Raw genomic sequence first — 22,378 nt, forward strand, 5'->3', positions numbered from 1 at the left:
TCCACCGCGCTCCCAGGTCAGGTGTCCGATGCGGAAAATCGTCCTGATGATGTCCATGTCCCTCGACGGCTACATCGAGGGCCCCGACCGCGACATCAGCTGGCATCGGGTGGACGACGAGCTGCACGCACACATGAACGCCACGGTCGCCAGGATGGGCGGGCTGCTCCACGGCCGGGTCGTCTACGAGCTCATGGCCGACTACTGGCCCACCGCCGACGCCGACCCCGAAGCCCCCGCGTCCGTCAGGGAGTTCGCCCCGATCTGGCGGGACCTCCCAAAGGTCGTCTACTCCCGGACGCTCACGCACGTCGACTGGAACTCCACCCTCGTCCGTGAGGTTGTACCGGAAGAGGTCCGGGCGCTGAAGGAGCAGCCGGGCGGCGATCTCTCCCTGGGCGGGGCCGGTGTGGCGGAGACCTTTCTGCGGTACGGCCTCGTCGACGAGCTGCGGATCTACGTCCACCCCGTCCTCATCGGCCGGGGCAAGCCGCTCTTCCCGGACAGCGACACGCCGACCTCCCTCCGGCTCGTCGAGTCGCACACCTTCGGCAACGGCGTCGTACTGCTGCGGTACGAGCCGGAACAGGAGAACGGCACGGCCGCGTAAAGGAGTTGTCCCGGTCCTGTGTCCTGGGTAGGAAGGCGGCATGACCGGACTCGGCGCTGTGTTCCGTCCCCAACTCCCTCCCGAGCGGCTGCGGGCCCTCGCCCGGCTCGCCGACGAGACGGGGCTCGAAGAGCTCTGGCTGTGGGAGGACTGTTTCCGGGAGGGCGGGATCTCCACCGCCGCTGCCGCCCTCGCCTGGACCGAGCGGGTGCGGATCGGCGTCGGCCTGCTCCCCGTCCCCCTGCGGAACGTCGCCATCACCGCGATGGAGGCGGCCACGCTGCACCGGATGTTCCCCGGGCGGGCGGTCCTCGGCATCGGGCACGGTGTGCAGGACTGGATGGGGCAGGTGGGAGCGCGGGCGGAGTCGCCGCTCACCCTGCTGCGCGAGCATCTCCTCGCGCTGCGGGCCCTGTTGGCGGGAGAGAGCGTCACCACCCGCGGGCGGTACGTCTCCCTGGACGACGTCGCCCTCGACTGGCCGCCCGACGGCCCCGTCGAGGTGCTCACCGGGGCCACCGGCCCGCGCACCCTGCGCCTGGCGGGCGAGGCCGCCGACGGCACGGTGCTCACCGCCGGCACCCCGCCCGAGGGGGTCCGCCGGGCCCGGCGGCTCATCGACGAGGGGCGACAGAAGGCGGGGCGGACGGATCCGCACCGGGTCGTCGTCTATCTCCTCACCGCCACCGACGCCACCGCCGACACCACGGCCACCGGACCCGACGCGGCTGCCCGGCTGCGCGCCGAACTCACCGACGAGGGCATCGCCGACGTCCCCGACCTCGGTGTCGCCGGGGACGCGGACGCCGTCGCCAAGGCCGTACAGCGGCTCGCCGACGCCGGCGCCGACACGGTCGTCCTCCAGCCGACGGCCGACGAACCCGACCCGGAGGGCTTCGTACGGTTCGCCGCCCGCGAAGTCCGGCCGCTGGTGCCCTGATTCCCCTCTGAGTGCGCCGGCTGAACGAGCGTCTTGTGCACCGGCCGACCGAGCGCCGAAAAATGTACTGCGCCCGCCCCCACCGCCCTGCGACGATCACTCCCATGACCTCCCACGGCACCCGCACATTCGAGGACCTCGTCGCCGAGGGCGCCGCCGTGCCCACGGAGGGCTGGGACTTCTCGTGGTTCGAGGGGCGGGCCACCGAGGCGCGGCCCTCGTGGGGGTACGCGCGCTCCCTGGCCGGACGGCTGGCCGGAGCCGCCGCCTCCCTCGACATCCAGACGGGCGGCGGCGAGGTCATGGACTTCGCCCTCGGACAGGGGGTCAGGACGCCCGTGCTCGCCGCGGCCACCGAGGGCTGGCCGCCGAACGCCGCCAAGGCCACCGCCCTGTTGCGCCCACGCGGCGTCGTGGTCGTCGCCGTACCGGAGGACGCGCCGTTGCCCTTCGCCGACGGCACCTTCGACCTGGTCAGCAGCCGGCACCCGGTCAACCCGCAGTGGGCGGAGATCGCTCGCGTACTGGAGCCCGGAGGCACGTACTTCGCCCAGCACGTCGGCCCGCGCAGTGTCTTCGAACTCGTCGAGTACTTCCTGGGCCCGCAGCCCGCGGCACAGAGCTCGGACCGCCACCCCGACCGCGAGGGCGCCGCCGCCGAGGCCGCCGGACTGGAGATCGTGGACCTGCGCGCCGAGCGGCTGCGGATCGAGTTCCACGACATCGCCGCCGTCGTCCACTTCCTGCGCAAGGTGGTGTGGATGGTCCCCGGTTTCACCGTGGCGCAGTACGAGCCCCGACTGCGGTCCCTGCACGAGCGGATCGAGACCGAGGGTCCCTTCGTCGCCCACAGCAGCCGCCATCTCGTCGAGGCCCGCAAACCGCGCGGCTGACATCCTGAGAACGACACGCAGATGGCCCTAAAGCGGGTAATAGGTGCATCCTCGGCCGATTTACCCCGTGTATCCATGGTCTTCACGGGGTTTCCACATCGTTATCCCAGGCGGCTCGCGTACGGGCCATGGCTGACGTAAGTTCAAGACGAGGTAATTCGCGTCAGCAAAGCTGCGCGGTGGCACCGCGCAGAGGAGGGGGCTGCGCGGTGCCGCGCCCACACACCCGGCGTCAAAGAAACGTTCCGACCCGGAGTCACCCACGCGGGCGATGTCCCACGCCCCCATGATTCCGCCGCGATTCGGCCACGAAACCCCCATGAACAGGGCTTCGACCCACCAGCGCGCCGTCGCCGTCCGACTCCGGAGAGTAGTTGTGGCACGCCGATGCACACACCATCCCTCACGAAGGGTTATGGTGGAAACCCCCCCTCGGGCCGGTCCGTCTCCCCCCCACGGACCGGCCCGTTTTTTGTGCCCGGGAGACGTCCGGGAGACGTCCGGGAGCCGAGCGAGGGTCGAGCGAGAGGTGCGCGCGAGACGCGCATGAGTCGGGCGGCGGGGGTACCCGCCAGGGCGCGGGGCCCGCATCGACAGGCGCTTCGCGGCATGGGCACGACCGGTCCCCGACGGCCCGCCGCCGCCCAGGCGCCAGAAGGCCCCACGCAGTTGGCACCGGAAGCCACCGGTAGGCTCTAGCCGCGGGGACCGCCATCTCAAAGGGGCTGACTTTCACGTGAACCTGCGCGACAAGCTGCGCGGCCTGCTGGTCAAGGTCTACGCACGCCGGGTGGAAGGCCACCTGGACCACGCCCAGGTGCCCAAGCACATCGGTGTCATCGTGGACGGCAGCCGGCGCTGGGCGAAGGCCGCCGGTTCCAGCCCCGTCGACGGTCACCGCGCCGGCGCGGAGAAGATCGAGGAGTTCCTCGGCTGGTGCTCCGAGACGGACGTCGAGGTCGTCACCCTCTGGCTGCTGTCGACGGACAACTTCAACCGCCCGCCGGAGGAGCTCGGCCCCCTCCTCGGCATCATCGAGGACGTCGTGCGCACCCTCGCCGCCGACGGCCGCTGGCGCGTCCACCACGTCGGCACCCCCGACCTGCTGCCCTCCCCGATGCAGACGGCGCTGAAGGAGGCGGAGGAGTCCACGGCCCACGTCGACGGAATACTCGTCAACGTCGCCATCGGCTACGGCGGCCGCCAGGAGATCGCGGACGCCGTACGGTCGATGCTGCTGGACGCGCGCGACAAGGGCACCTCGATGGAGGAGCTCGCCGAGGCCGTCGACATCGACATGATCGGCCGCCATCTCTACACCGGCGACCAGCCCGACCCCGACCTGGTGATCCGCACCAGCGGCGAGCAGCGGCTGTCCGGATTCATGCTGTGGCAGACCGCCCACTCGGAGTACTACTTCTGCGAGGTCTTCTGGCCGGCCTTCCGCAAGGTCGACTTCCTGCGCGCGCTGCGCGACTACGCGGCCCGCCACCGCCGCTACGGCGGCTGACAGGCGCTCCACAGAGAGCGCTCGTCTACCCCGTTCGGTGCGGAAGTAACAAGGAGTTCACCAGTGCGCCGTCATATGCACTGGCATGGCATCGCATGTTCGAGGGCATAACCCAGTCAGGTCGATGCCCGAACCACGGGTGTCGGATCTCAGCGGGCGGCACGGGGCCGTCCGCCCGGGAGGCCCTTTGCACCAGCTCGACCGTGCGGTCTCAGCACGGAAGAAGCAGTGGAGGGCCGGTTCCCGGCCCGTGCAAACGGGCCGTCGACCGGTCCAGCTCCACTCCGTCGCTCCCCGACCTCATCCGAGGGGGTACGTCCTTCCGTGGTGACCAGCACAAAGCGCCACAAGCCAGACCGGCGCACTTATGTCCTCGACACCAGTGTTCTGCTGTCGGACCCCAACGCCCTGAGCCGCTTCGACGAGCACGAGGTCGTGCTTCCCATCGTCGTGGTGACGGAACTGGAGGCCAAGAGGCACCATCCCGAACTCGGATACTTCGCCCGGCAGGCCCTGCGCCTGCTCGACGACTTCCGGGTCCGGCACGGTCGTCTGGACGCCCCCATCCCGATCGGGGACCTCGGCGGAACCGTCCGTGTCGAGCTCAACCACTCGGACCCCAGCGTGCTGCCCAGCGGCTACCGGCTGGGGGACAACGACTCCCGCATCCTCGCGGTCGCCCGCAATCTGCAGGCCGAGGGGTTCGACGTCACCGTCGTCTCGAAGGACCTCCCGCTCAGGATCAAGGCGTCCTCGGTCGGTCTGCTGGCCGAGGAGTACCGCGCCGAACTCGCCATCACGGGCTCCTCCGGCTGGACCGGGATGTCCGAGCTGACGCTGCCCGGCGAACAGGTCGACATCCTCTTCGAGGAGGGGCACGTCTACGCCCCCGAGGCCGCCGAGCTGCCCGTGCACACGGGGCTGACCATCCACTCCGAGCGCGGCAAGGCGCTCGGCCGGGTCTCGCCCGAGGGCAGCATCCGCCTGGTGCGCGGCGACCGGGAGGCGTTCGGCATCAAGGGCCGCAGCGCGGAGCAGCGCATCGCGCTGGACATCCTGCTCGACCCGGACATCGGGATCGTGTCCATGGGCGGCCGGGCCGGCACCGGAAAGTCGGCGCTCGCGCTGTGCGCGGGTCTGGAGGCGGTCCTGGAGCGCCGCCAGCACCAGAAGGTCATGGTCTTCCGTCCGCTGTACGCGGTGGGCGGGCAGGAACTCGGCTATCTGCCGGGCTCCGAGGCCGAGAAGATGGGCCCCTGGGCGCAGGCGGTCTTCGACACGCTGTCCGCGGTCACCAGCCGCGAGGTCATCGAGGAGGTCACCGCGCGCGGCATGCTCGAGGTCCTGCCGCTCACCCACATCCGCGGCCGCTCGCTCCACGACGCGTTCGTGATCGTGGACGAGGCGCAGTCCCTGGAACGGAATGTGCTTCTCACCGTTCTGTCCCGAATCGGCGCGAATTCACGGGTCGTTCTGACCCATGACGTGGCCCAGCGGGACAATCTGCGGGTCGGTCGCTACGACGGTGTGGTCGCCGTGGTGGAGAAGCTGAAGGGACACCCGCTCTTCGCCCACGTCACGCTGACGAGGTCCGAGAGGTCCCAGATCGCGGCGCTTGTGACCGAAATGCTCGAAGACAGCCAGATCTGACAAACCGGATCTGACGCCAGCAGATCTGACACAACCAGGGGAAACCCGGAGCAAGTTGGCGCCGTCCGGAAAGGCCAAGAGCCTAGCCGGGCGGCGCCTTCGTGTGTCGCCGTTTCTCGAAATCCCTGGCGTCAAACGGGATGTGAGCTTTCACACGCAACTCAGAATTGCCACCCGGCGTCCGGTTACGGCAGAGTCTCACTCCTGTCAGGCCCCGCATACGACACATCTGTACCCCCAGCGGTACGGCACCACAGCTTCACCACAAACTCCACAGCGTCGTCGTATGCCGCCCGCGCACCATGCGGCGCTCCCCGCGAGGGAGTTGCCCACCGGGCCCGTGCCTCCCGTGACCCCGCAGTTGGGAGGCCAGTGTCTAGGGGCACGATTGCGTCCGCCAGGGTCACCGAAGCGGGCGATGCTGGAAGGAAAACCGTGTGAGCCCGATTTCGGTCCGGGGATTCGCAGTGGCCTCCGCCACCGCGGTCACCGCTGTCGGAAGCGTTGTCGGAGTTGCCTCCGGCAGTGTCGCGCAGCCGAATGACGCCGAGGCGACGGCAGCCGACACGACGACGCTCCTGGCGGACATCCCCGCGGGTGAGCAGGCTCAGGTGCAGACCGCGTCCCTCACGCAGCAGGCCGACACACAGGCCATCGCCGCGGACGCGAGCGCCAAGAAGGTCGCGGAGGAGTCGGCCCGCAAGGCCGCCGCCAAGTCCGCGATCGAGAAGAAGGAGGCCGCCGAGAAGGCGGCCAAGGAAGCCAAGGAACGCGCCGAGGCCAAGGAGAAGGCCAGCAGGAGCTCCTCCAGCTTCCCGGTGCAGGGCTCGTACACCGTCGACCAGATCCAGGCGATGGCTGCCTCGATGGTGCCGAGCGGGCAGTTCCAGTGCTTCAGCAACATCGTGAACCACGAGTCCAGCTGGAACTACCGGGCCGTCAACGCCTCCTCCGGTGCCTACGGTCTCTTCCAGGCCCTGCCGGGCTCCAAGATGTCCTCGGTCGGCGATGACTGGCAGACCAACCCGGCCACCCAGATCAAGTGGGGCCTCAACTACATGGACAGCCGGTACGGCAGCCCCTGTGAGGCCTGGTCGTTCTGGCAGGCCAACAGCTGGTACTGAGCGCGTCCGGCACTCAACCTCGCGAAGCCCCTCCCCGTCCTAGGGGGAGGGGCTTTTGCCCTGTACGGTCGGACCGGACGACTCCAGGGGGGGAGTGGTGGGGAGAGACGGGGGAAGAGGACGGATCATGTCGCGAGTGCCAGGGTGGATCGGTCGGATCGGTGCCCGACTGACCGATGTCGGAGAGCGGTTGGACGAGCGCCGCGCCGAGGTGGCCCGTGAGGAGGCCGAGGCCGACTCGGGCCGGCGGCAGCCCGAGCGCGAGCCGAAGAAGCCGGCGAGGACCGTCTCCCGCCCGCCCGTCGTGCTGGTCCCCCGCCCCGACCCGGCGCAGGCCGTGCCGTGGGGCGTACGGGTCGCCGCCGAGGCCGGCTGGCGGCTCCTGATCCTGGCAGGCACCGTCTGGGTGCTGATGCGGGTCATCAGCTCAGTACAGCTCGTCGTCTTCGCCTTCGTCGTCGCCCTGCTCATCACCGCGCTGCTCCAGCCGACGGTGGCCCGCCTCATGCGGCACGGCGTGCCGCGCGGCCCCGCCACGGCGCTCACCGCCATCCTCGGCTTCGTCGTGATAGGGCTGATGGGCTGGTTCGTGACCTGGCAGGTCATGGAGAACATCGACGACCTCTCCAACCAGATCCAGAGCGGCATCGACGATCTGCGCAACTGGCTCCTGAAGAGCCCCTTCCACGTCACCGACAAGCAGATCAACCAGATCGCCAAGAACCTGCGGGAGGCGGTCGGCGCCAACACCGACCAGATCACCTCGGCGGGCCTGGAGGGCGTCCAGGTCGTCGTGGAGGCCCTCACCGGCATCCTGCTGACCTTCTTCTCCACCCTCTTCCTGCTCTACGACGGCCGGCGCATCTGGGAGTGGACGCTGAAGCTGGTCCCCACGGCCGCCCGCCCCGCCGTGGCCGGCGCGGGCCCGCGCGCCTGGCGCACCCTGACCGCCTACGTCCGCGGCACGGTGCTGGTGGCCCTCATCGACGCCGTCTTCATCGGCATCGGCATCTACTTCCTCGACGTCCCCATGGCCGTCCCGCTCGCCGTCTTCATCTTCCTGTTCTCCTTCATCCCGCTCGTGGGCGCGGTCGCCTCCGGTGCGCTGGCGGTCCTCGTGGCGCTGGTCACGCAGGGCGTGTTCACGGCGGTGATGACCCTCGCGGTGGTCCTCGCCGTCCAGCAGATCGAGGGCCACATCCTCCAGCCGTTCATCCTCGGCCGCGCGGTGCGCGTCCACCCGCTCGCGGTCGTCCTCACGGTCGCGACCGGCGGCATGGTGGCCGGCATCGGCGGTGCGGTGGTGGCCGTACCGCTGGTGGCGGTGACGAACACGGTGGTGAGCTACCTCAAGGCGTACGCCGAGGAACAGTCGGCGCCGCCCGAGGCCGAGGACGAGGTCGTGACAACGGAAGACGGTCGGGCGGAACCGCCTCCGGACCCTGAAAAACCCGTCTCGGATTCGGTCAATTGAGCGCCGAACACACTGTTTTGAACATCCCGGGGACTCAACTTCCGTCAACTAGAGACAGGTAGGAAAGCCGCCCCCGGAATATGCGCCCGGACTGATACACCTTCCCTCCTCAGCGCTACACGTCAGGCGTGTGTGCGAAACGGCGGGGGATGTGATGTCGGGTCACGAACACCTGGCTCAGGCCCTGGCCGCGTGCGGCCGTGACGGCTTCACCGGAGAGCTGCGGATCACCGGGACCCCCGGTGGCACCTTCCACTTCGGGGACGGCCGGGTGGTCGCCGCGGAGTCGCCCGGCGCCCCGGGCCCCGAGGCGCTGCTGCTGCGCTCGGGGCGGGTCAGCGGCGAGCAGTGGGCCCAGCTGGTGCGGGAGTCCGGCGGCTCGCGCTGGCCGGCCACCGCGCTCGTCGCGCACGGCTACGCGGGGGCCGCGCAGCTGCGGGTGGTGTGCTCGCTGGCCCTGCACGACGCCGCCTTCGCGATGGCCGCGGGCCGGGTCGAGGAGTGCGAACGCCTCCCCACCGCGGAGCCGTTCGCGCAGGTCCCACTGGGTGAGCCGCCCCTCAGACTGCTCCAGGACGCGATCCGCCGCCTCACCGCCCTCGCCGCCCTGCCGCACCCCGTGCACCCCGACCGGGAGCGTCCCGTGCGCTCCGGCACGGGCAGCGCGACCGGGGCCCTGCGGCACGAGCTGCTCACGCACGCCGACGGCCGCAGTACGGCCCGCGACCTCGCCTTCCGGGTCGGACGCGGTGTCTACACCGTGACGGTCGAGATCGCTCGCATGCTCGACGAAGGGCTCCTGGTATGCGCGGGACCGCCCGCGCCCGTCGCGGTCCGTGCCCTGCCCGAGGGCGAAGAACTGAGGCCCCGCAGGCCGCCGCCCGTGGAGCGGTCCCCGGCCCCGGCGAGAACCGATCTGCCCCGCCGAAAACCCGGCGGATTCTTCCGGCTCAGAAACGGAACGTCCACATGAAAAAGCCGATCAGATGCGAACAGAAATAGGGGAGTTGCATTTATGGACCACCAAGCCCTGGCGCTCGAAATGCGCGGTCTGCGCGAGCAGGTCACCGGCATCACGGACACCGCGCTGGCCGCCGCGGACGGACTGCTCATCGCCGCCGACACCGCCGACTCGATCGACCCGGAGGGCCTCGCCGCACTCGCGGCGGCCGGCCTCGGCCTCGCCCGGCGCACCGCCGGGGCGACCGCCCGCGGCACCCTGCGCCGGACGGTGACCTACGGCAGCCACGGCTGCGCCGCCTTCTACGCCGTCGGGGAGAGCGCCCTGATGGTCGTGCTCGGCGACGAGGGCCTGGACGTGGACCACCTGCACCGGGCGACCCAGCCGACCCTGAACCGGATCGGCTCGATCCTCACCGACGAGGCGCCCGGGAAAGCACCAGAAGGAGTCTGAAGGGATGGCGACGAAGCGTATGACCCCAGGTTTCTCCGACCAGGTGATGGGCCTGGTCAAGTCCCTTCGCACCGACGCCCCCGAGTGCGTCGCGTCCGGTGTGGTCGACATGTCCACCGGCATGCTGCTGTCGTACGAGACCGTCGAGAACCACCCGCCGGAGGTCCTGGACCTCCTGGCGGGTGCGACGCTCGACCTGTTCCAGGGCCGTACGGTCGTGATGATCGAGGACGTCTTCAAGGAGCGCCGTGGGGTCAGCAGTGACCACCACTTCTTCCAGGAGATCCTCGTCAACAGCGAGAACCTCACGCACCTGTTCGTGCGGCTGGGCGAACAGCAGGACGTCGTGGCCGTGGTGGTGTGCCGTAAGTCGGTCAACGTCGGCATGCTGTTCGCCCAGGTCCGGCGGGTGGTGAAGGAGTACAGCCTCTGAGCGGGCACCCGGCTGCGGGCGGCTACTCCGTCCGCAGCCCGTCCGGCCGCATGAGCCTGAGCAGCGGCGGCAGGCTCAGCAGCGTCACCACGAGGACGACCCCGGCACCCACACCGGTCATCGACAGCACACTCGGCCAGTCCACGCGGACCGCCGCGCCCGTCATCTTCAGCAGGACCGCGCCCAGCGTCAGCCCCACCACCGAGGCCAGCAGCAGCCCCAGCGAGATCGGGATCGCCGTCTGCCACAGCACCGACAGGCTCAGGGTGCGCCGCCGGGTGCCGAAGGCGACCAGCGCCGACAGCAGCTTCTTGCGCTCCCGCAACTGCTCCAGCTGGGAGACCAGCAGGCTCGCCCCGATCAGCGCGAGGACACAGGCGGCGCCCACGAACAGGCCGGTGCGGATGGTGTCGTAGCGGTCGTTGCGCTCGCTGGAGACCCAGGTCATCGGCTCTTCGTGCGGGTTGATGCGGGCCGCGGTGTTGCGTACGTACTCGCGGGCGTCCGGCAGCGACTCGTCGAGCCGCACATAGACCTCTCCGCTCAGTCCCGGCGCGACCGTCGAGCCCACCGCGCTCGGAGTGATCAGGATGCCCCCGCGCTTGTAGCCCGTCGGGTCCGCGACGGAACGGGCCTGCTTGATGCCCTTCGGCACGGTCCAGGCCACCAGCTTGCTCTTCTCCGGGTCTTCGGTGGTCTCGAAGTAGACCTTCCCTCCGGGCTTGAGCGGCGCGGCCCCGGCCTCGGCCTCGGGATCGCCGCCCCGTACGGCGAAGGTGTCACCCTCGTGGCAGGAGGGCAGCACGGCCACCTCCCGCAGGGTCGCGCAGCCGGCGACGGTCGCCCGGGTCCAGCGCGCCCGGTCGCCCGGCCCGTCGGCCACGTAGCCCTCCTCGTAGGCGTAGACCTGCTGGACGCCCTTGGTCGCGGCGAGGTCCTTCGCGACCGCGTCGAGCTTGCCCCCTTCCGGGACCTGCACCTGCATCTGCGCCCGCGAGACGTCGTAGGTGGTGTCCTTCGTGTACTCGCTGTCGGTGCCGGCGAACAGCATCTGCAGGGCGATCGCCCCGGCCACCGCGACCGCGACCCCGTTGACCATCCGGGCGGCCGTGCCGCTGCTCAACTGGAGCCTGCGCACGGCAAGTTGCCAGGACACTCCGCCCGCGCCCAGCCGGGCCACGACCGCCTCGACGATCCACGGCAGCAGCGCGGTCACGCCGACGAGGAGCAGGACGACGCCGCCGGTGACGAGGTACTGGTTGAAGTCGCCGCCGTCGCGGCCCTTGCCTACCATCGGGTAGAGCATCGCGAGTCCGGCCAGCGGCACCAGCAGCCGCCACCACAGCCGGCGCCGCGCGGGCTTCGCCGTACGCACCACGCCGAGCGGCTCGATCACCACGCCGCGCAGGGCGAGCAGCGTCACGAGGACGGCCGCCGCGGGCACCGCGACCGCGATCAACAGAGCCAGCAGCGGCGAGGGGTTGAGGTAGCTCGGGAACACGCTCTGCCCGAACACCTCGACGGAGCCCGCCACTTCACGGCCGATCAGGAAGAACCCGGTGCCGAGGACGAGTCCGAGCACCGCGCCGGCCAGCGCCTCGCCGGCGGCGATCCGCCGGGTCGAGCGGCCGTCGGCGCCCACCAGCCGCAGGGCCGCGAGCCGCCGGTCGCGCCGCTCGCCGCCGAAGCGCACGGCCGCGGTGATGAACACGGCGACCGGCATCAGCAGCACCACGAAGACGACGAGGACCAGCAGCACCAGCACCGGGTCGGAGCGCGAGGCGGTCGGGTACGGGTTGCCGTACTTGTCGATCCGGGTGACTCCGGGGCTGTTGAGGCCCTGGGCGGCGAGCCCCTCGGCCCCGCGGTAGAAGGCGAGTTCGTGGGAGCCGATCAACCCGCTCTCGCCGATCGTCCCGACGATCCGGTTCGGCAGCCGCTCGCGAAGCAGCTTGCCGTCACGGGACTCCATCAGTTTCTTCAACGCGGGGGAGACGACCATGTCGCCGACCGCGGGGAACTTCGCGATCCCCGGCGGCAGGGGCGCCTTCGGCCCCTCGGGCTCCAGGTCCCGGCCGCGGATCTCCGTGTCCCGGAAGGTGGTGGACGCGTTCCCCGACAGCAGGGTGTTGTCGGCCTTCTTCAGGTGTTGCCCGTAGTTGGTGTCCGCGCGGGCGTCGCCCCGCTGGTTCCGCACGGCGAGCGCGCTCGGCAGCGCGGTGGTCAGCAGCAGCAACGCCACCCCGAGCCCGACCCCGACCGCGGTCAGCAGCGCCCGGACCCACCCCTCGCGCCCGCCCGCGAAGGCGAACCGAACCCCCATGGAGAGGTCTCTCCACCACTGCCGCACGCTCATACGACCCGCTCCATGTCCCGGGACTTCCCGTCCCGTACGACGATCTCGCGGTCGGAGTAGGCGGCCACCCGTGCCTCGTGCGTGACGAGGACGACGGCCGCGTTGGTGGACCGGGCGGCCTCGGTGAGCAGTTCCATGACCCGCTCGCCGTTGAGGGAGTCCAGGGCGCCGGTCGGCTCGTCCGCGAACAGCACCCGCGGGTTGGTCACCAGGGACCGGGCCACGGCCACGCGCTGCCCCTGACCGCCGGAGACCTCACCGGGCCGCTTCTTCCTCAGGTCGTCGACCTCCAGGCGCTCCATCCAGCCCAGAGCCGCCTTCTCGGCCTCCTTGCGGGAGGTGCCGTTCAGCCGCAGCGGCAGCGCCACGTTCTCCACGCAGGTCAGCTCGGGGACGAGCTGACCGAACTGGAAGACGAACCCGAACTCGGAGCGCCGCAGAGCGCTGCGCTCGGCGTCGTTCATCGTCGCCATCTCGCGGCCGTTGTACATGATCGAGCCCGAGTCGGGCGGGACGATCCCGGCGAGACAGTGCAGCAGGGTCGACTTGCCGGACCCGGAGGGGCCCATGACGGCGACGACCTCGCCGGGGTGGATGGAGAACTGGGCGCCGTCGAGCGCGACGGTCGGACCGTAGGTCTTGCGCAGCTCGTCGGCGACGAGCAGGGAACCGGCCGGGGTCACTTGACCACCACCTCCGCGAGTTTGTCGAGACGCGCGGCGGTCAGCTCCAGCCAGCGCAGGTCGGCCTCGAGATGGAACAGGGCGTGGTCGCAGATCAGCTGGTCGGCGAGGTCGCCCCTGCGCTTGCGGTCGGTGAGGATGCGCATCATGCGCAGGTGCTCGGCGCGCTGGTTGTCGAGGATGTCTCCGGCGTCCCGGTGCGTGAGCAGCGCGAGGACGACCTTGGTGTACAGCGTGGACTGGAGATACGGCTCGGGCTTCTCGGGCGTGGCGAGCCACCGCTGAACGTCGGTGACCCCGGCGTCCGTGATGGCGTACCGCTTGCGCTCGGGGCCGTCGCCGGGCTCGACACCGTCGACTTCGACGAGCCCGTTCTTCAGCAGCCGCGACATCGTCGAGTAGACCTGGCCGTAGTGCAGCGGCCGGTCGTGACCGAACTTCTCGTCGAAGGCCCGCTTGAGGTCGTAACCGTGGCGGGGCCCGGACTCCAGGAGCCCTAGGAGGGTGTGACCGATGGACATGAGGAGGACTGTACATGCGGTGTATACCCCTCGTGTATACGCGCGGTGTGCAGTCGCGTCCGGGGCGTGTGGAGCCGCAGGTGAGCGCCGATTGTCACGGTTCTGCTACACGCGCTCAAGGGCCCGGGCCCTGGGTATCCCGGGCGTCCCGGGCGTCCTTGGGGGGCCGTCCCCGGCGCGGCAGCGGGCCGGCGTCACCGGGCAGCCGGCCGGCCTCCTTCAGGGCCCTGCGCAGCAGGAACTCGATCTGCGCGTTCGCGGACCGCAGTTCGTCCCCGGCCCAGCGCGCCAGCGCCTCGTACACCAGCGGGTCCAGCCTCAGCAGCACCTGCTTGCGCTGCTGAGGCCGCCGCTCGGGGGAGTCCCCCTCGAAAGGTGCCGTCACTGGTAGAGCGTCCCGGTGTTGAGGACCGGCTGCGGGGCGCGGTCGCCGCACAGCACCACCATCAGGTTGGACACCATCGCCGCCTTGCGCTCCTCGTCCAGCTCCACGATGTCCCGCTCGGTGATGCGGGCCAGCGCCTCCTCGACCATGCCGACCGCTCCCTCCACGATCTGGCGCCGGGCCGCGACGACCGCTCCGGCCTGCTGCCGCTGGAGCATCGCCGAGGCGATCTCCGGCGCGTAGGCGAGGTGGGTGAAGCGGGACTCGATGATCTGCACGCCGGCCGACTCCACGCGCGCGTGCAGCTCGGTGGCGAGCTTCTGGGTGATCTCGTCGGCGTTGCCGCGCAGCGAGAGCCCGTCCTCCTCGTGGGCGTCGTAGGGGTACTCGATGGCGATGTGCCGTACGGCCGTCTCGGTCTGGGTGGCGACGAACTTCACGAAGTTGTCGACCTCGAAGGTGGCCTGCGCGGTGTCCTCGACCTTCCACACCACGACCGCGGCCAGCTCGATCGGGTTGCCGTAGGCGTCGTTGACCTTGAGGACGGCGGTCTCGTGGTTGCGGACGCGGGTGGAGACCTTGGTCCGGGAGGTGAAGGGGTTCACCCAGCGCAGGCCGTCCTGGCGGATGGTGCCCTTGTAGCGCCCGAAGAGCTGGACGACCCGGGCCTCGCCCGGTGCGACCGTGTTCAGGCCGCGCAGTGAGATGAGCGCCGCGATCAGCACGAGGACCCCGCCGACGGCGAAGCCGGGGCTCTCCCCGCTCGCGGCGAACAGGAAGACGGCGATCAGCAGCCCGGCCAGGCCCAGCAGCAGCACGAGCGCGCCGCCGATGCTGTGCGCGGCCACCTCGCGTACGCGTGGGGCGGGCATGTCGGGTGTGTCGGCGATGGGTGCGGAGTCTTGCGCGGACATAGTGGTCCCCCGTCTAGCTCGAATCTAGCAAAGTGATAGCACTTTACCCCGTCCTGGCAACCTTGACACCCTCTCGGAGGTCTGGTTCCGAGGAGGCGGGTGCTGATTCTCACGCCCGCCCCGGCCCCGATCGAATGCGCTGTGTCATATAGACCGGTGTTAGCTTTCTGAGCTGACCTGAGCCACGAACCGGTGTGGCCGCCGATGAGGAAGCGGAGCGAGTCGACCCATGGGACGAGCGGAAGAGAGAAGAGCACGTCAGCGCGGTGGCCGCCGCGCGGCGCCGCCCACGCGCTCGTCCGGGACGCCGAGCGACGGCATCGTGACCGGCGGCAGGGCCGCGGCGCGCAGAGCGGCGCAGGGCAAGAAGGGCGCGAAAAAAGGTAAGAGCGGCATACGCCGGCTCTTCACCTGGAAGAAGATCCTCGGCACGTTCCTCGGCTTCTGCCTGCTCGGTATCGGCGCCTTCATCGTGCTGTACCTGGTGACGCCGATCCCCCCGGCGAACGCTGACGCCAAGCGCCAGAGCAACATCTTCAGGTACAGCGACGGCGCCATTCTCACCCGCGACGGCGAAGTAAACCGTGAGGTCGTGGGCCTCGACGAGATCCCCAAGCCCGTCCAGCGCACCTTCGTCGCCGCCGAGAACAAGACCTTCTACCAGGACTCCGGTGTCGATCTCAAAGGTACCGCCCGCGGTCTGTTCAACACCCTCGCGGGTAAAGGCGCCCAGGGTGGTTCGACGATCACCCAGCAGTACGTCAAGAACTACTACCTGACCCAGGAACAGACCGCCACGCGCAAGCTGAAGGAACTGGTCATCTCGCTGAAGCTGGACCGGGAGAAGTCCAAGGACTACATCCTCGCCGGCTACATCAACACCAGTTACTACGGCCGCAACGCCTACGGCATCCAGGCCGCTGCGCAGGCCTATTACCACGTCGACGCCGACAAGCTCTCCGTCGAGCAGGGCGCATACCTCGCTGCGCTGCTCCAGGCGCCCAGCCAGTACGACTGGCAGGCCGCGGGCCCGGTCGGCAGAAAACTGGTCCAGCAGCGCTGGAACTACGTCCTGGACAACATGGTCGAGAAGGGCTGGCTCGACCAGAGCAAACGTCAGTCCATGGAGTTTCCGATACCGAAGGAACCCAAGCCCTCGCCCGGCATGAAGGGGCAGATCGGCTACCTGGTGGATGCGGCCAACAATCAGCTGGCCAAGCAACTGGTCGCCCAGGGCACCGCGGAGAGCCTCAATGACGCCGTGACGATGGTCAAGGCCGGCGGCTGGGACATCACCCTCAACATCGACAAGAAGAAGCAGGCGGCACTGGAGAAGTCCGTCAAGGGGCAGCTCACCAGCAAGCTCGACCCGGAGAAGCGCAAGGTCGACGGGAACGTCCAGGCCGGTGCCGTCTCGGTCGACCCGAAGACGGGCGCGGTCGTGGCGATGTACGGCGGCACGAACTATTTCGACCACTACACCAACAACGCCACCCGTCGCGACTACCAGCCCGCCTCGACCTTCAAGCCGGTGATCCTCGCCGCCGCCTTCGACGAGGACGCCAAGACCCGGAATGGCGACCCGATCACGGCGAACACGTTCTACGACGGCACCAGCAAGCGTCAGGTCGTGGACAGCAACGGCGACAAGGTCGGATTCGCTCCCGAGAACGAGGACGACCACGACTACGGCAAGCAGGTCCCCGTCCAGACGGCGATGAACCAGTCCATCAACTCCGTCTTCGCGCAGATGGGCGTCGACGTCGGCATGGACAACGTCATGAAGGTCGCCAAGAAACTGGGTATGGACACCGATGGGCTGAAGGCGGTCCCCGCGCAGACCCTCGGCTCCATGGGTGCGAGCCCCCTGGACATGGCCGGCGTCTACGCCACCCTCGACCACCACGGCCAGAAGGTCACACCGACCCTCATCAAGTCCGTGGAGAACAACGCCCACACGGTCACCCTGCCGAAGGCGATCGGGGAGCAGGTCATCAGCCGGGACGCCGCCGACGGGGTCACCTCTGTGCTCACGGGCGTGATCGACGACGGTACGGCCCGGACCTCGGTGCGCGACAACCCGTTGCGCAACGGCCAGAAGGTCGCAGGCAAGACGGGTACGTCCGACAACAACAAGTCCGCCTGGTTCACCGGCTTCACCCCGAGCCTGGTCACCTCCGTGGGGCTCTTCGGTGAGGACGCCAAGCCCCCGCACGCCCAGGTCACCCTGACCGGCGCCACCGGCCTGATCCCGAGCCCCGGCCGTATCAATGGTGGCGGATACCCGGCCCAGATCTGGGCGGCCTACACCTTCGGCGTCCAGACCGAGGTCACCAAGTTCGACCTGGAAACGGACCAGGGCGCCGCGGTCCAGCAGCCGTCCAGGTCGCCGTCGCCGTCGGCCACGCCCACGGAGTCCGACAAGCCGTCTCCGTCGCAGTCGTCGGAGAAGCCGTCGAGCACCCCGTCGAGCACGCCGACGACGAGTCCCCCGGCCTCGTCGACTCCGACGACTTCGTCCAGCCCGACGACGAGTCCGCCCGTGAGTACCTCCTCGGGCCCGGAAAACCCACTGGATCCGCAGGACAGGGAGCAACCGTGACCTGAACACACAAGGGGGCTCCCGGCGGTCTGCGCCGGGAGCCCCCTTGTGTGCGGTGGGTTTCGGTCAACTCGTGGCCCGGGAGCGGCGTCGGACACCCACCTGATTCACATGGTCCGCACAGGTCTTTCCCGTGTTGTGTACATGAATTGCCCAGGTCGGGTGTGCGAGCTGCCGGGTAGGCACTCTTGCGCCATGGTGTCGGCGGCCAGAAATGATCCGTGCCTGACAAGTCGATCTCCATGTGCGGTGGCAATTGCGCACGACGGAGCTGACCACTCCACCTCTGCGCATTTCAGCCGCAACCCGGGGGAACATCGTGATGCCGCACATTCGGCTCTTCGCGCACCGACCTGCTCCGTGCGTTCTGCTCCCCTGCATCCGTCGTTTCTGACTCCAGGCGGGGACGCGCCGCGTCACCCTCGTCAGGGCCCGGCCTTCGGCATCTGCTGTGCGCACCGGTGACTGCTTCCATGTCATGAGCTGTGGGCGCTCATAGGTGACCCCGACAAGACGTTCGTCGAGTACGTTGAGAACAACGGAGTCGGTCTCTACGACGAGTTCAAGGATCCCTACACCGGTTATGCCATCGGCGCAGAACACCTGATGGCCACGGCCAACGCGCACTTCGTGAAGAAACAGCCCGCGGACATCATCAACGCGGGCGCCGGGGATGTGGGTGGCTGGGGTGGCGACATCATGACGCTCTACGGTGAGTGGCGCAGGGACTCCGACAGCTACCCGTCTGGGCGCAACTACGTCATGGACAAGTTCGCGAAGATCGGCGTGGACTCCTCTTTCGCCTACAAAGACCTCCTCGAGGACTCCGACGGCTATCTCATCGCGGAGCGGGTGCGCGACGGGAAGACCATCGTGCAAGCGGTCACCGACCACTACCGGGGAACCGGTGGGCTCAGCCGCTTCCGCGACTACTACGTCCAGCGGTTCGGCGGCACGCAGAGCCTGGCCTCCGACACCGCCCGAATGATGCTGATCACGGAAAAGGATCCGGTGATCACCTTGGGGCGCAATTCGCTCATCTGGGGGATCGCGGGTTATGCAACTCTGCTGCCAGCCATGCTGCCCAACGACAAGCTCACCGATTTCGTCAACGCGTTTGGTGAGTCCCTCGCCTCCCGGGCCAAGCTGGAAGGCGGCATGAAGGCCACCCTCCTCGCCAATCAGAAGAAGAATCTGCGTTCCCGATGACACTTTCCGGTTCGGCGGTACTGATCGCCCTCGTACTATTCGTTCTCCTTGCTGCCCGGTGCGCGCGCAGGCTCTCCACTCCACAGGTCGTCGGCCTGGAGAGAAGGACATGGGCATGGACGGGCGCTGCCCTGCTGGGAGTGCTGCTCTCGCTCGTCGTTTACGCCGTCGGCGCGCTGTCCGGATTCACGCGGAGCGAGGAGAGCTGCGCGATCCAGGCCGGGAAAGGACCGTCGAACCGGCCGCAGTCGATTACCGACAGTGCGTTCCCGGTGTCCCGCGTCTGCCGTTGGAGCGATGGAACAACGGTCGACCTGGTACCTGCCGCGATCAACCCCTTGCTCTACGCCTGTCTGACCGGCGTAGCCGTCTGTTCAGTTCTGGCCGTGCGCGCGGCCGTGAAGCGAAAGAAGGAGCTCGTCCGTGAGTGATGTCATACCGCCCTCGGTGTGGTTGGATCGTCGGCGTTTCCTGAGCGTGGGCCTTGGTGCCGCCGGTGGCATCGCGCTAGGAGTGGGCGGTGCTGCGGGCACCGCTGTAGCCGCGCAGCAAAAGCAGCAGTGGCGCGGTGCGAGATCGGCCAACGGATGGCCGGTCATCGACGCCCCGAGGCCGCAGCAGATCGAGGGAAGCGGTCTGAGCGTGGCGGTCAGCGACGGTGAGGTTGCCACCGTGCTGCTCCACGTGGCCCGACGTTTCCACTATGAGATCGACACCCTGAGGTCGGGCGACGTCACGGGCCATGGAACGGCTCGCACCGTTCAACAGTCCTACGAGAGCAACTACCTGTCCGGCACAGCGATCGCGATCAGGCCGACGGGTTACCCGGTCGGTGCGGAAAACGGCTTCTTCCCGCACGAGCTGGTGATCGTGCGGGACATCCTTGCCGAGTGTGAAGGCGTCGTGCGGTGGGGAGGGGACGAGCAGACTCCGAAGGAGAGCCACTTCCAGATCGATGTGAAGCCCGGCGACGCGCATCTGCAAAGAGTCGCCACGAAGATCGCTGACTGGAGCGGGATGCCCGGCCAGGGCGCCGGTTCCGTCAACGCGTTCGAACCCGCCCGCCGCCGTGCGGCCGTAGAGCTGCAGCGCCATCAGCGCTCCGCCTGACCTGAACATTCTCTCCGGCTGAGGGGCAACAGTAACCGTGCGCGGGCGGGATCCCTCTCGTCGCGCACGGTTTCCTGCGGGGCTCTCTGCACATCCTTTGGATCAGCTCCTGTTGAGCTCGAACCACACCACCTTGCCGGTGCTGAGCCGGGTCGCTCCCCACCGCCGGGCCAGCCGGTTGACGAGGTACAGGCCCCGCCCGCCCTCGTCGGTGGCCCGGGCCTGCCGCAGCCGCGGCAGTTGCGGCACGTCGTCCCCGACCTCGCACCGCAGCACATCGGTCCGCAGCAACCGCAGCGTCACCGGCCGGGTGGCGTACCGGACCGCGTTGGTCACGACCTCACTGACCAGCAGCTCGACGGAGTCGGTCAGATCCTCCATGCCCCAGCGGGACAGCGCCCGCCGCGCGAGCCGCCGGGCCCGGCCCGGTGCCGCGTCCTCCGGCTCCAGGAACCAGTACGCCACATCGCTGGGCGCGATCCCGTCGAAGCGGGCCGCGAGCAGCGCGATGTCGTCGTCCCGGTCGCCGGGACCGAGCATGTCGAGCACCTCGTCGCACAACGCCTCCAGCGGCGGCGGATGATCCGGCCCGGTGAGCTGCGCGGTCGCGGCGAGCTTCTCGCGCAGCTGCTCTATCCCGGTCCACACGTCCCGCAGCCGGGACTCGACGAGCCCGTCGGTGTACAGCAGCAGGGTCGCCCCGGCCGGCGCGTCCAGTTCCACGGCCTCGAAGTCCACGCCCCCGACACCGATCGGCGCGCCCGGCGGCACCCGGAGCACCTCGGCCCGGCCGCCCAGATGCAGCAGCACCGGCGGCGGATGACCGGCGTTGGCGATGGTGATCCGGTGCGACACCGGGTCGTAGACGGCGTAGAGGCAGGTCGCCATGCGGTCCGTGCCGAGCCGCTGGGCCTGCTCGTCGAGGTGGTGCAGCACCTCCTGCGGAGGCAGGTCGAGCCCGGCGAGGGTCTGCGCGGTCGTCCGCAGCTGGCCCATGATCGCCGCGGACGTCATGGAGTGCCCCATCACGTCACCCACGACCAGCGCGACCCGGCTGCCGGGCAGCGGGATCGCGTCGTACCAGTCACCGCCCACCCGGGCCGTCTCGGCGGCCGGCAGATAGCGCGAGGCCAGCCGTACGCCGGTGGGCCGCGGGAGCGTCTCGGGCAGCATGGTGCGCTGCAGCTCGTCGGCGATGTACGCCTCACGGCCGTACAGAACCGCCTTGTCGATGCCCAGCGCGCTGTGCGTGGCGAGCTGGGCGGCGACGAGCAGGTCGTCCGGGTCGAAGGGGATCCGGTCGGGTCGGCGCAGGAACAGGGCGGCGCCGATGACCCGGCGCCGGCCGCGCAGCGGGGCGAGAATCGCCCGCCGGCCGCTCGGTACGGCGAACTCGCCGCCCTCCCCGAGCAGTTCCGGCAGCGCGGCGTGGGCCGCGGGGGTGTCCGTGAAGACCGGACGCACCCCGCGCAGCACCTCCGCGAGCGCGCTGCCGGGCTGCACCTCGCACAGTTCGGTGCCGAGCGCGTCCAGCTCGGTCGGGTTCTCCGGCACCGGCACCGGCAGGATGCCGTCCTCCAGGTCCCGCTCCTGCTGCGGGATGCGGTCGCTGCGCCGCAGTCGCAGCACGAGGGGGCCGGTGGGCCGCTCGTCACCGACGGGCAGCGGGTCGCGCAGATAGACGAGGATCGCGTCCGAGAAGGTCGGCACGGTCGCCCGGCACAGACCCATCACGATCTCGTCCAGGTCGATGCCGCGCGCGATCCGGCGGGTCGCCGCGCCCACGAAGCGCAGCCGGTCGCCGTCGCGCCGCATGGGCGTGGGCCGGCCCGGGGCCAGGCCCTGCCCGGTACGGCGCTCGTCACCGCTCTGGGGCGGCCGCTCGTCCGCACCGCCCGGCTGGACCGGAACCCCCTCGGGGACGGGCCGCGGGCGGTGCGTGTCCGGCTCCGCGGCGGCCGGCTGGGAGTGCTCGGGGCCGGTACCGGCCGGGTTCATGCCCATGTCCTTGGGGTTGCCGGTTCTGCCGGTCGTGCCGCTGCCCGCCTGGACGACGGGGGCCGCCTCCGGCGCGGGGTCACCGGAGCGGGCCTGGACCGGCAGGGCCGTCGGCGCCTCGACACCCTGGGCGGGCGGTGGCGCCGGGGTACGCAGGAGCGCCCCGCGGGGGTCCGTGGGGTCGACGCCCGGCTGGGGGCGTTCGAAGGAGGTCGGGTGCTCCGTCACGCGTGTCGAATCCGTCCGTCCGGGGCTGCGCGCCGTACGCGCAGTGGGTCCCGCCGAAATCCCGATACCCGGAATACGTGTCCCAGGAACGGAATTCCCGCGTGGTCAGGGGCTGTTCCTGCGTTTTTGGTCAACCTTCCGCGGCCCGTACCGGTGTTGCCCTCGTACCCCACGCTCACGTCCTGCCGCCCCTCGGTGACGATCGGTCAAGCCCAGTGCCCGCTCCGGAAGTTGCCGCTGCGCACTCTTGCGGAGGACGATCCTACGTTTGCGGCCCGGGGGCGCATCAAGGGTCTCACGAGGACAAGTGCGCGGGCGTGCCGT

General features: G+C 69.6%; 20 protein-coding genes. 14 read left to right on the forward strand and 6 right to left on the reverse strand.

Going from position 1 to position 22,378, the window contains the following annotated elements; translation table 11 throughout:
• The first annotated feature begins 28 nt into the window (after window positions 1–28).
• The 10 genes from ACFVYN_RS14715 (at window position 29) to ACFVYN_RS14760 (ending at window position 10,048) form a co-directional block, all read left to right on the forward strand.
• The gene (locus tag ACFVYN_RS14715; RefSeq protein WP_389997567.1) at window positions 29–610 is read left to right on the forward strand and encodes a dihydrofolate reductase family protein; all 582 of its coding nucleotides are present in this window, start codon (window positions 29–31) and stop codon (window positions 608–610) included.
• A 40-nt stretch (window positions 611–650) separates the two neighbouring features.
• Window positions 651–1,550 carry an LLM class flavin-dependent oxidoreductase gene (locus ACFVYN_RS14720; RefSeq protein ID WP_389997570.1) on the forward strand — a complete coding sequence of 300 codons (900 nt, stop codon included), beginning with the start codon at window positions 651–653 and terminating at the stop codon, window positions 1,548–1,550.
• 104 nt (window positions 1,551–1,654) lie between these two features.
• On the forward strand, window positions 1,655–2,443 hold the full coding sequence (locus ACFVYN_RS14725) for a methyltransferase domain-containing protein (protein ID WP_389997573.1): 789 nt from the start codon (window positions 1,655–1,657) through the stop codon (window positions 2,441–2,443).
• A 736-nt stretch (window positions 2,444–3,179) separates the two neighbouring features.
• Window positions 3,180–3,953 carry an isoprenyl transferase gene (locus ACFVYN_RS14730; RefSeq protein ID WP_389997575.1) on the forward strand — a complete coding sequence of 258 codons (774 nt, stop codon included), beginning with the start codon at window positions 3,180–3,182 and terminating at the stop codon, window positions 3,951–3,953.
• Between the two features lie 324 nt (window positions 3,954–4,277).
• Window positions 4,278–5,603, forward strand: a complete 1,326-nt coding sequence (locus ACFVYN_RS14735; protein ID WP_389997578.1) for a PhoH family protein — start codon at window positions 4,278–4,280, stop codon at window positions 5,601–5,603.
• A 437-nt stretch (window positions 5,604–6,040) separates the two neighbouring features.
• Window positions 6,041–6,727, forward strand: coding sequence for a transglycosylase SLT domain-containing protein (locus tag ACFVYN_RS14740; protein ID WP_389997580.1), 687 nt, complete (start codon window positions 6,041–6,043; stop codon window positions 6,725–6,727).
• A gap of 127 nt (window positions 6,728–6,854) precedes the next feature.
• Window positions 6,855–8,201, forward strand: coding sequence for an AI-2E family transporter (locus ACFVYN_RS14745; protein ID WP_389997583.1), 1,347 nt, complete (start codon window positions 6,855–6,857; stop codon window positions 8,199–8,201).
• Window positions 8,202–8,355: 154 nt separating this feature from the next.
• Window positions 8,356–9,174, forward strand: a complete 819-nt coding sequence (locus ACFVYN_RS14750; protein WP_389997586.1) for a MarR family transcriptional regulator — start codon at window positions 8,356–8,358, stop codon at window positions 9,172–9,174.
• Between the two features lie 42 nt (window positions 9,175–9,216).
• The gene (locus ACFVYN_RS14755) at window positions 9,217–9,615 is read left to right on the forward strand and encodes a roadblock/LC7 domain-containing protein (protein ID WP_389997589.1); all 399 of its coding nucleotides are present in this window, start codon (window positions 9,217–9,219) and stop codon (window positions 9,613–9,615) included.
• A gap of 4 nt (window positions 9,616–9,619) precedes the next feature.
• Window positions 9,620–10,048: a hypothetical protein gene (locus tag ACFVYN_RS14760; RefSeq protein WP_389997592.1), complete on the forward strand. Its 429-nt coding sequence runs from the start codon at window positions 9,620–9,622 to the stop codon at window positions 10,046–10,048.
• Window positions 10,049–10,070: 22 nt separating this feature from the next.
• Here the strand turns inward: ACFVYN_RS14760 and ACFVYN_RS14765 are convergent, their stop codons facing one another.
• The 5 genes from ACFVYN_RS14765 to ACFVYN_RS14785 all read right to left on the reverse strand — a co-directional run bounded on the left by ACFVYN_RS14765 (window position 10,071) and on the right by ACFVYN_RS14785 (window position 14,907).
• Window positions 10,071–12,404, reverse strand: a complete 2,334-nt coding sequence (locus ACFVYN_RS14765) for an ABC transporter permease (protein ID WP_389997594.1) — start codon at window positions 12,402–12,404, stop codon at window positions 10,071–10,073.
• Complete coding sequence (locus ACFVYN_RS14770; RefSeq protein ID WP_389997597.1) at window positions 12,401–13,087, reverse strand: ABC transporter ATP-binding protein; 687 nt, start codon at window positions 13,085–13,087, stop codon at window positions 12,401–12,403. The genes ACFVYN_RS14765 and ACFVYN_RS14770 overlap by 4 nt, the downstream gene beginning before the upstream one ends.
• Window positions 13,084–13,608: a PadR family transcriptional regulator gene (locus tag ACFVYN_RS14775; protein ID WP_389997599.1), complete on the reverse strand. Its 525-nt coding sequence runs from the start codon at window positions 13,606–13,608 to the stop codon at window positions 13,084–13,086. Before ACFVYN_RS14775 ends, ACFVYN_RS14770 begins: the two co-directional genes overlap by 4 nt.
• A gap of 115 nt (window positions 13,609–13,723) precedes the next feature.
• Window positions 13,724–14,044: a hypothetical protein gene (locus ACFVYN_RS14780; protein WP_389997601.1), complete on the reverse strand. Its 321-nt coding sequence runs from the start codon at window positions 14,042–14,044 to the stop codon at window positions 13,724–13,726.
• On the reverse strand, window positions 13,990–14,907 hold the full coding sequence (locus ACFVYN_RS14785; protein ID WP_389997604.1) for an SPFH domain-containing protein: 918 nt from the start codon (window positions 14,905–14,907) through the stop codon (window positions 13,990–13,992). Before ACFVYN_RS14785 ends, ACFVYN_RS14780 begins: the two co-directional genes overlap by 55 nt.
• A 229-nt stretch (window positions 14,908–15,136) precedes the next feature.
• Here ACFVYN_RS14785 and ACFVYN_RS14790 point away from each other — a divergent pair, with 229 nt between their 5' ends.
• From ACFVYN_RS14790 to ACFVYN_RS14805, 4 genes are all read left to right on the forward strand, one after another.
• The gene (locus ACFVYN_RS14790) at window positions 15,137–17,509 is read left to right on the forward strand and encodes a transglycosylase domain-containing protein (protein ID WP_389997607.1); all 2,373 of its coding nucleotides are present in this window, start codon (window positions 15,137–15,139) and stop codon (window positions 17,507–17,509) included.
• A 606-nt stretch (window positions 17,510–18,115) separates the two neighbouring features.
• On the forward strand, window positions 18,116–18,718 hold the full coding sequence (locus ACFVYN_RS14795) for a hypothetical protein (RefSeq protein WP_389997610.1): 603 nt from the start codon (window positions 18,116–18,118) through the stop codon (window positions 18,716–18,718).
• Window positions 18,715–19,149: a hypothetical protein gene (locus ACFVYN_RS14800; RefSeq protein WP_389997612.1), complete on the forward strand. Its 435-nt coding sequence runs from the start codon at window positions 18,715–18,717 to the stop codon at window positions 19,147–19,149. The genes ACFVYN_RS14795 and ACFVYN_RS14800 overlap by 4 nt, the downstream gene beginning before the upstream one ends.
• Entirely contained in the window at window positions 19,142–19,828 is a 687-nt protein-coding gene (locus ACFVYN_RS14805) for a hypothetical protein (RefSeq protein ID WP_389997615.1), read from the forward strand. Before ACFVYN_RS14800 ends, ACFVYN_RS14805 begins: the two co-directional genes overlap by 8 nt.
• Before the next feature lie 102 nt (window positions 19,829–19,930).
• Here the strand turns inward: ACFVYN_RS14805 and ACFVYN_RS14810 are convergent, their stop codons facing one another.
• Window positions 19,931–22,054, reverse strand: a complete 2,124-nt coding sequence (locus tag ACFVYN_RS14810) for a SpoIIE family protein phosphatase (RefSeq protein WP_389997619.1) — start codon at window positions 22,052–22,054, stop codon at window positions 19,931–19,933.
• Window positions 22,055–22,378 lie beyond the last annotated feature (324 nt).

The sequence above is a fragment of the Streptomyces sp. NPDC058307 genome (assembly GCF_042880295.1).
GTDB lineage: Bacteria > Actinomycetota > Actinomycetes > Streptomycetales > Streptomycetaceae > Streptomyces.